This is a genomic window from Collimonas sp. PA-H2, assembly GCF_002564105.1.
Lineage (GTDB): Bacteria > Pseudomonadota > Gammaproteobacteria > Burkholderiales > Burkholderiaceae_D > Collimonas.
The window spans coordinates 2,863,581-2,875,918 of record NZ_PDBX01000001.1; the positions used below are offsets into that span (position 1 = coordinate 2,863,581).

Here is a 12,338-nt window from a genome sequence, read left to right on the forward strand (position 1 = left end):
GGGCAATCGCGCCCGCCTGACATTTTCTGTCAGAACAATTCGTTCTTGACCTCGTCCCTGGCTTTTTCTTCTTCCGTCGGCGCAGTGGTGCCGCCGCCCAGGTTTTGGGTGGCGACCCCCGGCGGGTATTCCGCGTAATAATATTCGCCGCCGGAATGGATCAGGCCATCCGGCACCACGCGGTCTTCCATCGGTACGCCTTTCAGGGCTTGCTGCATGAAACTGATCCAGATCGGCAGCGCCAGGCCGCCGCCGGTTTCCTTGTCGCCCAGGCTGCGCGGCTGGTCGTAACCCATCCAGCCGACCGCTACCAGCGACGGCTGGTAGCCGGCAAACCAGGCATCCAGCGAGTCGTTGGTGGTGCCGGTCTTGCCAGCCAGGTCGGTGCGGTTGAGCGACATCGCCTTGGCTGCGGTGCCGTAACGGACGACGTCGCGCATCATGCTGTCCATCAGGTAGGCATTGCGCGGATCGATGATGCGATTGGCCTCGTTGCCGGCGGTGTCGGGATGCACTTGTGACAACACATTGCCGTTGGCGTCGGTAATCTTGCTGATGATGTAAGGGCTGATCTTATAGCCGCCGTTGGCAAAAACGGCGTAGCCGCCCACCATTTGCAGCGGCGTGACCGCGCCGGCGCCCAGGGCAAGGGTCAGGTATGGCGGATTTTTGTCAGCATCAAAGCCAAAACGCGTCACATACTCCTGCCCATACTTGGCACCGATCTTGTCAAGAATACGTACCGAGACCACGTTTTTCGACTTGGTCAGGGCCTTGCGCATGCTCATCGGCCCTTCATACTTGTTGCCGTAGTTCTTGGGTTGCCAGATCTGGCCGCCGGTCTGGCCGCCGCCATAGGTCAGCGGCGCGTCGTTGATGACTGTGGCCGGCGACAGGCCTTTTTCCAGCGAGGCTGAATAGATGAAGGGCTTGAACGAGGATCCCGGCTGACGCCAGGCCTGGGTCACGTGATTGAATTTGTTGCGGTTGAAATCGAAGCCGCCGATCAGGGCGCGGATGGCGCCATCCTTGGTGTCGGCGGCGATGAAGGCAGATTCCACCGCTGGCATCTGGGTGATGCTCCAGTTTTTCCCTTCCAGCATGACGCGGATGATGGCGCCGCGCTTGACCCTGCGCTGCGGCGGCCCTTTGTCGCTCAGCAGGTTGGTGGCGATGCTGAGGCCGGCGCCGCTGATGCTGATTTCCTGGCCGGATGAGAGCACCGCGCGCACCAGCTTGGGCGTGGCTTCCAGCACCACTGCGGCGACGATTTCATCGCTGTCCGGATGGTCGGCCAGTTCCACTTCGATGGCATCTTCGGCGGCTTCCTTGGTGGTGTCGGGGATCTCCATGAAACCCTCGGGGCCGCGATAGCCGCGGCGCTTCTCGTAATCCATGACGCCGCGCCGCAGGGCGATATAGGCGGCATCCTGGTCGGCCTTGGTGATGGTGGTGAAGACGTTGAGGCCGCGCGTGTACGTATTTTCCTTGAACTGCTCATATACCAGCTGGCGCGCCATTTCCGACACGAATTCGGCATGGATGCCGAATTCGCTGGCGCCGGTCTTGATATGCAGCGTTTCGTTCTTGGCCTGTTCGTATTGCGCTTCCGTGATGTAGCCGAGCTGCAACATGCGCAGCAGGATGTATTGCTGGCGCACCGTGGCCCGTTTCGGATTGACCACCGGATTGTTGGCCGATGGCGCCTTGGGCAAGCCGGCCAGCATCGCCGCTTCGGCGGTGGTGATGTCCTGCAGCCGCTTGCCGAAATAGATTTGCGCAGCCGAGGCGAAGCCGTAGGCACGCTGCCCCAGATAAATCTGGTTCATGTACACCTCGAGGATCTGGTCCTTGCTCAGGTTGCGTTCGATTTTCCAGGCCAGCGGGATTTCATACAGGAATTTGCGCGAGGCCTTCTGGAAGAAGGTCGGCTCGTTGCTGGTCAGGAAAAAGTTGCGGGCGACCTGTTGGGTGATGGTGCTGGCGCCGCCGCCGCCGCCGGTCAGGTTGGAGAAGCTGGCGCGCAGGATACCTTGGTAATCGACGCCGCCATGCTGGTAGAAGCGGTCGTCTTCGATCGCCAGCACGGCTTTCTTCATGACGTCCGGAATTTCGTTGATGCGCACCAGGCTGCGCCGTTCTTCTCCGAATTCGCCGATCAGCACGCCGTCCGCTGAAAAAATACGCAATGGAATCTTGGGTTTGTAGTCAGTCAGCGAATCCAGTTCCGGCAGATTCGGATAGGCCATCGCCAGCATCAGGAAAAGAGTCAGGCAGCCGATCGCGACCAGGCCGGCAATCAGCCCGAAAACGCCAAGCACCAGGCGCAGCACGAGCGGCATGCGGCGGCGCGCAGGAGGATTTTGAGGGGTGTCGCTGGCTGTATCTGGAGGCGTCATGCGATGCGTTTTATGAAAGATGATGCCACGCATTATAGCGGCACAGCGCATGCGTTTGATAAGGGAATGTCAAGTCGTGCCGAGTTCATTTACCTGCTGGCGAGAGTGACAACAGGCCCATGGCTCAAAACTTGCTCTGCATCATGCGTTCTTGCTTGAGCGCAAATTACGTTGCGAAATTCAGACAAAAATTGTCGGATAAAACCAAAATAGTATGAATGGAGTCGCTGTGAAGCAATATTCCGTAACAGTTAAACAATTGCCGTCAGGAAAATTTCTTTACAGCAGTGCCCTCTTGTTGCTACGATTTCACCTTATAAAATTTAACATTGCTGTAAGCCCTGTTTTACAGGTTTTTCCTAACTTCGAGACGGTATTCCGCTAATGCGACCGCCTTGCAGGCAGAATGTTCCCCAAATAATACATACTCGGGAGAAATGCTCTTGGCATTAGATCTAGGATCGCTGATCGGTAAAAAGAACCCGCCGCTGGTGGGGATCGATATCAGCACGTCAGGCGTCAGGCTGGTCGAATTGTCGGAAACCGGCAAGGATCAGCTGCGTCTTGACCGCTACGCCTCTGAACCATTGCCGCGGGGAGCGGTGGTGGATGGCAATATTGAAAATATCGAGCAAGTCACGGAAGTCATCCGCCGGCTGTGGAAAAAAAGCGGCTCCAGCACCAAGCTGGTCGCCCTGGGCATGCCGCCGGCATCTGTCATCACCAAGAAAATCATTCTAGCCAGCGGCATGCTGGAAGAAGAGCTGGAGATGCAGGTCGAATCCGAGGCCAGCCAATATATTCCGTTTGCACTGGACGAAGTCAGTCTCGATTTCGACGTGATCGGTCCGGCCCAGCATTCGCCGGACGATGTTGAAGTCCTGCTGGCGGCGACCCGCAAGGAAAAAGTCGAGGATCGGGTAGCGGTGGCGGAAGCCGCGGGCCTCAAGCCGACCGTGATGGATATCGAATCGTATGCGGCGCGCGCGGCCATCAACCGCATCATCGGTCAGCTGCCGAAAGCCGGACAGGGCCAGATCGTCGGCCTGTTCCAGATCGGCACCCAGACCACGCATGTCTCGGCGCTGCTGGATGGCCAGTTGATCTACGAGCGTGAACAGCCGTTTGGCGGCAATCAGCTGACCCAGGACATCGTGCGCGCTTACGGCCTGTCGTACGAGGAAGCCGATACCAAGAAACGCAATGGCGACCTGCCTGAGGGTTACGAGCAGGAAGTCCTCAATCCCTTCCTGGAAAGCGCGGCGCTGGAAGTCACGCGTGCGATCCAGTTCTTCTTTACCTCGACGCCGTATACCAGGCTCGACCAGCTGTTCCTGGCTGGCGGTTGCGCCACTATCCCCGGACTGGTTGAGGTGGTGGCTGGGCGCGCCAAGATTTCCACCTCGGTGGTGAGCCCGTTTACCGGCATGCAGCTGGGGCCTAACGTACGTGAAAAACAATTGCGCATGGATGCGCCGTCCTATCTGGTTGCTTGCGGCCTAGCCATGCGGAGATTTGGCTGATGATCAAAATTAATCTATTACCGCACCGCGAAGCCAAGCGTAAGCAGCGCAAGAACGCTTATTTCGCCTTGCTGGCGCTGTCCGCCATGATCGGCTTGATTACGGTGCTGCTGGTCGGCGCTTTTTTCGCCAACGAGATCGCTAACCAGACCGAACGCAACCGCTTCATCACTGCCGAAAACACCCGGCTTGACGGCGAAATCAAGGAAGTCGCCACGCTCAAGCAGGAAATCGATGCCTTGAAGGCACGCCAGCAAGCCGTTGAAGACTTGCAGAGTGACCGCAATCAGCCGGTTTATCTGATGGACGAGCTGGTCAAGCAGGTGCCGGAAGGGGTCTATCTGAACTCCCTCAAGCAGGAAGGCCAGCGGGTGGCACTGAACGGCTATGCGCAGTCGAACGAACGGGTGTCAGAGCTGTTGCGTAATTTGAGCAATAACTCGGCCTGGCTGGAGCGTCCTGATCTGGTCGAGATTCGCGCGACGAATATAGGCGGGACTGGACGCGACAGCAAGCATGTCTTCGCTTTTACCGTCAACGTCGGGATCAAACGGCCGTCTGACAAGGATGCGAAAGATGGCGCAGCGACCCCGAAAAATGCTGTTGCAGCTGTGGCCGGCACCGGTGCCCCAGCCGCAGCCTTGAAATGAGAGACGCGCAATGACGGATATGAATAATTTGAGCGCCTCGCTAAGTGCGCAGTTTCGCGGACTGAATGGCCGCCATCCTGGCCAATGGCCGATCGTGCCGCGTATTTTGTCGGGTGTGGGCATATTTCTGCTTGTGCTGGTGGCCGGCTGGTTTTTTTACTGGAGCGATCAGCAGGATGCACTCAACGCCGGCGAGCAACAGGAAGTCCAGCTGAAAGAGCAATACAAGTCGAAGATCCAGCAAGCCATCAACCTGGAAGCCTTGCAGAAACAAAAGCTGCAAGTCGCCGACTATGTTGCGACCTTGGAGAAGCAACTGCCTAGCAAGGCGGAGATGGATGCGCTGCTGTCCGATATCAACCAGGCTGGCCTGGGACGCGGTTTGCAGTTCGAGCTGTTCAAGCCTGGCCAGGTGGTGGTGAAAGATTATTACGCTGAACTGCCGATCAACATCAAGGTAACCGGCAGCTATCACGACGTCGGTTCATTCGCCAGCGATATCGCCAATCTGCCGCGCATCGTGACCTTGAATAACATGAATCTGGTGACCGGCAAGGACGGTACGTTGAGCCTGGATGCGATTGCCAAGACCTTCCGTTATCTGGATAAGGACGAGGTGGCGGAGCAGCGCAAGGCCACCGATTCAGCTAAACAGAAAGGTCAAAAATGACGTTTTTTCGCATTGGGCGTCTGACCCGGGTGACATTTTTTGTCGTATTCATCTCAACTTTGTCAGGTTGCGGCGACAGCGGCGTGCAGGAATTGAAGGACTGGATGGCCGACGTCAAGAGTCACACCAAGGTGGGGATTCCGAAGCTGACTGAACCTAAGAAATTCATTCCCTTCGTGTATGGCGGCGCAAGCAGTATCGATCCCTACAATCCTAACAAGCTGCTGGTGGCGCTGGCCAAGCTGCAGGGCAAGTCAAACGGCCTGAAGCCGAATATGGACCGCCGCCGTGAAACGCTGGAAAACTATCCTCTGGATACCATCAAGATGGTTGGGACCTTGCAGAAGGTAGGGTTGAGCTATGTCTTGCTGCAGGTCGACAAAACCGTGTTTCAAGCCAAGGTGGGTAACTACATCGGGCAGAATTTCGGCATGGTCACCAGCATCACCGAATCTGAAGTAAATCTGAAAGAAATCGTACAAGATGCGTCCGGCGAATGGGTCGAGCGCGAAGCCAAGTTAGCGTTGCAGGAGAGCACAAAATGATTGCAGCAGGAAAAAAATTAGTTAGCCTGGGCGTGAGTCGGCTGAGCAGGATTCGACAGAAAGCACTGCTGCTGGGGGCATTGATCTGCATGGTCGGATTCAGCGCTGCAGCGACGGCGGCCGAAGACAACGCCATCACCTCGATCAGCGCCAATCAGCAAGGCGCCAACGTGATCGTCAAGATCAGCTTCAAGCGGCCGCTGAGCAGCCAGCCGACGGCGTTTTCCATCCTCAGCCCGGCGCGGATTGCGTTCGACTTTATCGGTGTCGGCAACGCCACCGGAAAAACATCGCAAGACATCAGCCTGGGCGATGTCCGCAACGTACTGCTGGCGCAGGCTGACGACCGCTCGCGCCTGGTATTCAATCTGAAGCGATCCTTGTCCTATGCGACGGCGATGGACGGCAATGCGCTGGTCGTCACGATCGACGGCTCCGGCAGCCTGGCGTCTCCGGTGAATGCCGCCGGCATGCCGGTGCAGCCAGCGGCCAGGACGGTAAACGCTGCGGCGCCTGCCGCTGCCGCGCCTTTGTTGAATGGCAAACCTGCGCTGCGCGATATCGATTTCCGCCGCGGCACTGCCGGTGAAGGCCGGGTTGTGATCGACTTGCCGAACGCGCAGGTCGGCGTCGATGTCCGTCAGCAGGGTCAGACGATTGTGGTTGATTTCCTCAAGACCAGCTTGCCCGATGTCCTGCGCCGCAAGCTGGATGTGGGCGATTTCGGCACACCGGTGAAGACCATCAGCACCGTGACCCAGGGTGAAAATGTGCGCATGATCATCGAACCGAAAGGGCTGTGGGAGCAAAGCGCCTATCAAAGCGATAGCCAGCTGGTAATCGAAATCAAGCCGCTCAAGGAAGACCCGAACAAGCTGGCGCAGGGAACGCAAGGCTATCGCGGCGACAAGCTGTCCCTGAATTTCCAGAACGTTGAAGTACGTTCGGTACTGCAAGTGATTGCCGATTTTACCGGTTTGAATATCATTACCAGCGATACGGTCGGCGGTAATCTGACTTTGCGCTTGAAGGATGTTCCTTGGGACCAGGCTTTGGATATCGTGATGCAGGCCAAGGGTCTGGATATGCGCAAGAACGGTTCGGTTATCTGGATCGCGCCTAAGGATGAGCTGTTGACGAAAGAGAAGCTGGAACTCGAACAGCGTTCGCAGATTGCCGAGCTGGAGCCGTTGCGCACCGAATCGTTCCAGTTGAACTATCAAAAAGCCGATGCCTTCAAGAAGATCTTTGGCATCGATGATGCCGGCGGAGGTGCCGGCGGTGGTAAGAAAAACAGCATTTTGTCGTCGCGCGGCAGCGCCGTGATCGATCCGCGCACCAACCAGTTGTTCGTGACTGATACGCCGACCATATTGCAGAACATCCGTAATCTGGTGCAGAAAGTGGATATCGCATCGAGGCAGGTTTTGATCGAAGCACGCATGGTTGAAGCTAATGATGGCTTTAGCCGCAACCTGGGCGCCAAGCTTGGTTTTGGTTTCAACAGCCGTAATGTCAGTTCGGGTGGCCAGCAGCTCACTCCTACTACTGCCACTAATGGCGCCATTCCAGGCACCGGCGGAAATTCAGTGAATTTGCCAGCGAGCCCTCAGACAGGTACGGCCGGTTCTATCGCACTGACCTTGTTCAACTCGGCCGCATCGAAATTTATCAGTCTTGAATTGTCGGCACTGGAAGCCGATGGCCAGGGCAAGATCATTTCCAGCCCGCGTGTAGTTACTGCCGACCAGCAAAAAGCCTTGATTGAGCAAGGGACCGAAATTCCTTACCAAAATGCTACCAGCAGCGGCGCCACTTCGGTTGAGTTCAAGAAGGCCAACCTGAAACTGGAAGTAACTCCGCAAATCACGCCGGACGGCAATGTCATCCTGACCGTTGACGTTACCAATGATAGCGTGGGCGATGTGGTGCCAGGCGGCGTTTCCATCAATACCAAACATGTCCAGACTCAGGTTCAGGTTGAAAATGGCGGCACTGTGGTCATTGGTGGTATCTATACGCAGCAGATATCAAACAATGTTACCAAAATACCACTACTTGGAGATATTCCGGTTCTGGGTTATCTTTTCAAACAATCCGCAGTTGTTAACAAACGAACTGAACTATTGATTTTCCTGACACCGAAAGTTGTCATCGACCGCATCGCTGCGCACTGATTGCACAGGGACACCGGCTTGATGCCGGTGTCCGTACATGAGCAAAAGGTCGAGCAGTGAAATGGTAAGGTACACAGGCAATATCTTTCTGGTAGGCCTGATGGGCGCGGGTAAGACTACGGTTGGCCGCGCCCTGGCAAGAAAACTCAACAAGCTTTTCATTGATTCCGACCACGAAATCGAGGCGCGCACCGGCGTCTCGATTCCCTTGATTTTCGAAATCGAAGGGGAAGAGAGCTTCCGTCAGCGCGAGACTGAGGTAATCCGTGACCTGAGCGCCCGCAGCGGCATCGTGCTGGCGACCGGCGGCGGCGCCATCATGCGTGCCGAAAATCGCGAATACCTGAAAACCCGCGGCACCGTGATCTACCTGCGTGCCAGCATCCACAACATCCTTCAGCGCACCAGCCGCGACAAGAACCGTCCCCTGTTGCAAACCGCCGATCCGCGCCGCCGGCTGGAAGAGCTGTCGCGTCAGCGCGAACCGTATTATCGTGAAGTTGCCGACATAGTCATCGATACCGGCCGACCTAACGTACAATTCCTGGTACACAGCATTTTGAGCCAGCTCGATGTGCAGGCCGGCGACCTTGTGCAAGAGTCCGGGCAGGCGCCGCAAGCAGGCGACGGCAAGCCCGGCCAAAATAGCAATCTGTCTTTTCAATCACCAAGTCTTTTTATGAACCAGCAGTCCACACCTTCGGCCCCCGCGCCGGCCATCACGCTCCAGGTAGAACTGGGCGAGCGCAGCTATCCGATTGAAATCGGACCATCCCTGCTGGCTGACCGCGAGCGTATCGCCCGCCTGATTGCCGGCAAGCAGGTGGTGGTCGTGACCAACACAGTCGTCGCGCCGCTGTATCTCGAACGCGTCAGCCAGACTCTGCGCGACGCCGGCAAGAGCGTGCTGGAAATCGTGCTGCCGGACGGCGAGGAAGAAAAGAACTGGGCCAGCCTGATGCAGATCTTCGATCGCCTGCTGGCCGCCAAATGCGACCGCAAGACCACCCTGATAGCCCTCGGCGGCGGCGTGATCGGCGACCTGACCGGTTTTGCGGCCTCCGCCTACATGCGCGGCGTACCCTTCGTGCAGATTCCGACCACCTTGCTGGCGCAGGTCGATTCCTCCGTTGGCGGCAAGACCGGCATCAACCATCCGCTCGGCAAGAACATGATCGGCGCCTTTTACCAGCCGCAGGCGGTGATCGCCGACACCATGACCCTGTATACTTTGCCAGAGCGCGAGCTGTCCGCCGGTCTCGCTGAGGTCATTAAATACGGCGCCGTGATCGACGCTGAATTTTTCAAATGGATCGAAAACAATATCGATAAGCTGATGGCGCGCGATAACGCTGCGCTGGCCTACGCGATCCGCCGTTCCTGCGAGCTGAAAGCCGACGTCGTGCGCCAGGATGAGCGCGAAGGCGGTTTGCGCGCCATCTTGAATTTCGGCCATACCTTCGGCCACGCGATCGAGTCCGGCCTCGGCTACGGCAAGTGGCTGCACGGCGAAGCGGTCGGTTGCGGCATGGTGATGGCGGCTGACTTGTCGCATCGGCTCGGCCACATCACGGCCATCGACAAGGAACGCGTGTGCGCGCTGGTGCGCGCCGCCGGCCTGCCGACCGAGGCGCCCAACCTCGGCGCCCAGCGCTGGCTGGAGCTGATGCAGATCGATAAGAAAAACGAAGATGGCCAGATCAAGTTCATCCTGATGAAACCGCTGGGCGGCCACCTGATCGCCACCGCACCGCAAGAGGCGCTGCTGGCGACGCTTCAGCAACTTGCCTCCGGAGACCTGCCGCAATGAACCACGAAACGTCTCTCGCTCCCTATGCCGCACATTCTGCGCAATCGCGAGGACGTTTGTTTGAAGAGGAGTCGCCCGGCTCGCGTACTGAATTCCAGCGCGACCGCGACCGCATCATCCATTGCACTGCCTTCCGCCGGCTGGAATACAAGACCCAGGTGTTCGTCAACCACGAGGGCGACCTGTTCCGCACGCGCCTGACGCACAGCATCGAAGTCGCGCAAATCGCCCGCTCGATCGCGCGCAACCTGCAATTGAACGAAGATCTGGTGGAAGCCATCTCGCTGGCCCACGATCTCGGCCATACGCCGTTCGGCCACGCCGGCCAGGATGCCTTGAATGACTGCATGGAGGTCCATGGCGGCTTCGAACACAATCTGCAGAGCCTGCGGGTGGTCGACAAGCTGGAGCAGCGCTACGGCGCGTTTGACGGCTTGAACCTGATGTTCGAGACGCGCGAGGGGATCCTCAAGCATTGTTCGCTGGCCAATGCCAGGAAACTGGGCGATATCGGCCAGCGCTTCATCCAGCGCAAGCAGCCGACGCTGGAAGCGCAGGTCGCCAACCTGGCCGACGAGATCGCCTACAACAATCACGATATCGACGACGGCTTGCGTTCCGGCCTGCTGACCCTGGAGCAGATGAACCAGATCGATTTCTATGCGCAGCACAGCCGCCAGGTCGAGCAGTTGTTCCCGGGCCTGGGCGGGCGCAGGGCGATCAATGAGACCATCCGGCGCATGATCAATGCCTTGATTACCGACCTGATCCAGACTTCGCAGCAGCGCATCCTGGATGCCGGGCTGCAGACGGTCGACGATGTCCGCAATGCGCCGCCGCTGATTGCCTTCTCCGACGGCATGGCTCAGCAAGCCGCCTTGCTGAAACGCTTCCTGCGCGAAAACCTGTATCGCCACTACCTGGTCAACCGCATGACGGCCAAGGCACGCCGCATCGTCGCTGAACTGTATGCCTGCTTCAGCGCCGAGCCATCCTTGTTGCCGCCCGACTATCAGCTTGCTCAGCGGGAATCGGAACAGCAGCAGGCGCGCGCGATTGCCGACTATATCGCCGGCATGACCGACCGTTATGCGATCCGCGAGCACCGGCGCCTGTTCCTGGTGGATGAAGGACATCTGTAGACTCTGCCCGGCAGGTATTTTTCTTTCTTGATTTGTTTGCAACAAATTGGGTTAGACTTTGGCTTATCCATTTAATTTTTTCAAGGACCATCATGCGGCCTCTATATCAAACAGCAATCACATTGAGCCTGGCGCTGACAGCGTCGGCGGCGCTGGCCCTGTCGTTGGGCGACCTCAGCAACCAGGATGCCAGCAGCGGCCTCAAAGCCGCCCTGCAAAAAGGCGCGGATGTGGCGGTGTCCAAGCTGGGCGTCGAGAATGGTTTCCTGAATAACGACAAGGTCAAGATCGGCTTGCCCAGCGTGCTGGATAAAGCCATGCCGATCTTGCGCATGACTGGCCAGGGCCAGAAGCTGGATGACCTGGTGGTGTCGATGAACCACGCCGCGGAACAGGCGGTGCCGCTGGCCAAGCCTTTGCTGCTGAATGCGGTCAAATCGATGTCGGTGACCGATGCCAAGAATATCCTGACCGGCGGCGACACCTCGGTGACCGATTTCTTCAAGCAAAAGACATCGGCGCAGCTGGGCCAGAAATTCCTGCCTATCGTCAAAGGCGTGACCGACCGCAACGGCTTGTCGGCGCAATATAACGCGGTCATGGGGCAGGTCGGCAAGACCGGCATGGTGCCGGCGCAGCAGTCGACGGTGGAAGGTTATGTCACGCAACGTGCACTGGACGGCTTGTACACCATCATCGGTGAAGAAGAGAAGGCGATACGCCAGGATCCGGTTGGCGCCGGCAGCGCCATCATCGGCAAGGTGTTCGGCGCCCTCAAATGAACGTCGTGCAAAAACGATAATATGATTTACAGATAAATTTGCAAATGAGTTTGCAAATAAGCGGGCTGGAAATAACAAAGGGCGCATTAACTGCGCCCTTGTTCATTCTATCGGCGCCAGCTAGTCAGCTGCAGCGCCCGGATTGGCGGCCGTTCAGGTCGTGGCGGGGAGTTCTTCCGGCAGGTGCTTGATCGCATCGTGCTGGTGATCCTGCATCTTGTCCTTGTACTTGATGACCTGCCGATCGAGCTTGTCGACCAGGGTATCAATGGCGGCATAAAGATCGTGGGCAATGCTTTCGGCATGCAGATCTTTTCCCTTTACGCGCAGCGTGATGTCCGCTTTCTGGCGCTTTTCTTTTTCAGTGATTTTGTCGACGCTCAGGATCACGCTGATATCGATGACCTGGTCGAAGTGGCGTTTGATACGCTCTAGTTTGCTTTGTACATATTCGCGAATGGCAGGGGTTACCTCGAGGTGATGCCCACTGATGGTGAAGTTCATACAGCGCTCCTATCAAGAATATTGCTGGCGGTTCTGAACAGACTGCGTTGAATCTTTAGGCGAACAATCTACAAGAGACTGGGACTGTTCTGGCAAGAGTCGCTAAATAACAAACAGCCGTAATGTCCGAACATAG

The 12,338-nt window shown here is 57.4% G+C and carries 10 protein-coding genes; 8 read left to right on the plus strand and 2 right to left on the minus strand.

What is annotated here, in order from left to right; all coding sequences use genetic code 11:
* Window positions 1–29: 29 nt before the first annotated feature.
* Entirely contained in the window at window positions 30–2,399 is a 2,370-nt protein-coding gene (locus BCF11_RS13045) for a penicillin-binding protein 1A (RefSeq protein ID WP_369827757.1), read from the minus strand.
* Window positions 2,400–2,842: 443 nt separating this feature from the next.
* Here BCF11_RS13045 and BCF11_RS13050 point away from each other — a divergent pair, with 443 nt between their 5' ends.
* The 8 genes from BCF11_RS13050 (at window position 2,843) to BCF11_RS13085 (ending at window position 11,698) form a co-directional block, all read left to right on the plus strand.
* Window positions 2,843–3,922 (plus strand): pilus assembly protein PilM, encoded by a 1,080-nt coding sequence (locus BCF11_RS13050; RefSeq protein WP_230411577.1) that lies wholly within the window; start codon window positions 2,843–2,845, stop codon window positions 3,920–3,922.
* Entirely contained in the window at window positions 3,922–4,572 is a 651-nt protein-coding gene (locus BCF11_RS13055) for a PilN domain-containing protein (protein ID WP_098495104.1), read from the plus strand. Before BCF11_RS13050 ends, BCF11_RS13055 begins: the two co-directional genes overlap by 1 nt.
* Window positions 4,573–4,582: 10 nt before the next feature.
* Complete coding sequence (locus BCF11_RS13060) at window positions 4,583–5,242, plus strand: type 4a pilus biogenesis protein PilO (RefSeq protein WP_098495105.1); 660 nt, start codon at window positions 4,583–4,585, stop codon at window positions 5,240–5,242.
* The gene (locus tag BCF11_RS13065) at window positions 5,239–5,787 is read left to right on the plus strand and encodes a pilus assembly protein PilP (protein WP_098495106.1); all 549 of its coding nucleotides are present in this window, start codon (window positions 5,239–5,241) and stop codon (window positions 5,785–5,787) included. The genes BCF11_RS13060 and BCF11_RS13065 overlap by 4 nt, the downstream gene beginning before the upstream one ends.
* Window positions 5,784–7,964, plus strand: a complete 2,181-nt coding sequence (locus BCF11_RS13070; protein WP_233212472.1) for a type IV pilus secretin PilQ — start codon at window positions 5,784–5,786, stop codon at window positions 7,962–7,964. Before BCF11_RS13065 ends, BCF11_RS13070 begins: the two co-directional genes overlap by 4 nt.
* A 61-nt stretch (window positions 7,965–8,025) precedes the next feature.
* Entirely contained in the window at window positions 8,026–9,774 is a 1,749-nt protein-coding gene (gene aroKB, locus BCF11_RS13075) for a bifunctional shikimate kinase/3-dehydroquinate synthase AroKB (protein ID WP_098495108.1), read from the plus strand.
* Entirely contained in the window at window positions 9,771–10,916 is a 1,146-nt protein-coding gene (locus tag BCF11_RS13080; protein ID WP_098495109.1) for a deoxyguanosinetriphosphate triphosphohydrolase, read from the plus strand. Before aroKB ends, BCF11_RS13080 begins: the two co-directional genes overlap by 4 nt.
* A 92-nt stretch (window positions 10,917–11,008) precedes the next feature.
* The gene (locus tag BCF11_RS13085) at window positions 11,009–11,698 is read left to right on the plus strand and encodes a DUF4197 domain-containing protein (protein ID WP_098495110.1); all 690 of its coding nucleotides are present in this window, start codon (window positions 11,009–11,011) and stop codon (window positions 11,696–11,698) included.
* A gap of 153 nt (window positions 11,699–11,851) precedes the next feature.
* Here the strand turns inward: BCF11_RS13085 and hpf are convergent, their stop codons facing one another.
* On the minus strand, window positions 11,852–12,202 hold the full coding sequence (gene hpf / locus BCF11_RS13090) for a ribosome hibernation-promoting factor, HPF/YfiA family (protein WP_061936480.1): 351 nt from the start codon (window positions 12,200–12,202) through the stop codon (window positions 11,852–11,854).
* Window positions 12,203–12,338: the final 136 nt, after the last annotated feature.

Bases quoted from the DNA above. Each gene is read 5' to 3' on its own strand.
- BCF11_RS13045 (WP_369827757.1), bottom strand. From the start codon at position 2,399: ATGACGCCTCCAGATACAGCCAGCGACACCCCTCAAAATCCTCCTGCG.
- BCF11_RS13060 (WP_098495105.1), top strand. From the start codon at position 4,583: ATGACGGATATGAATAATTTGAGCGCCTCGCTAAGTGCGCAGTTTCGC.
- BCF11_RS13070 (WP_233212472.1), top strand. From the start codon at position 5,784: ATGATTGCAGCAGGAAAAAAATTAGTTAGCCTGGGCGTGAGTCGGCTG.
- aroKB (WP_098495108.1), top strand. From the start codon at position 8,026: ATGGTAAGGTACACAGGCAATATCTTTCTGGTAGGCCTGATGGGCGCG.
- hpf (WP_061936480.1), bottom strand. From the start codon at position 12,202: ATGAACTTCACCATCAGTGGGCATCACCTCGAGGTAACCCCTGCCATT.
- BCF11_RS13055 (WP_098495104.1), top strand. From the start codon at position 3,922: ATGATCAAAATTAATCTATTACCGCACCGCGAAGCCAAGCGTAAGCAG.
- BCF11_RS13085 (WP_098495110.1), top strand. From the start codon at position 11,009: ATGCGGCCTCTATATCAAACAGCAATCACATTGAGCCTGGCGCTGACA.
- BCF11_RS13080 (WP_098495109.1), top strand. From the start codon at position 9,771: ATGAACCACGAAACGTCTCTCGCTCCCTATGCCGCACATTCTGCGCAA.
- BCF11_RS13065 (WP_098495106.1), top strand. From the start codon at position 5,239: ATGACGTTTTTTCGCATTGGGCGTCTGACCCGGGTGACATTTTTTGTC.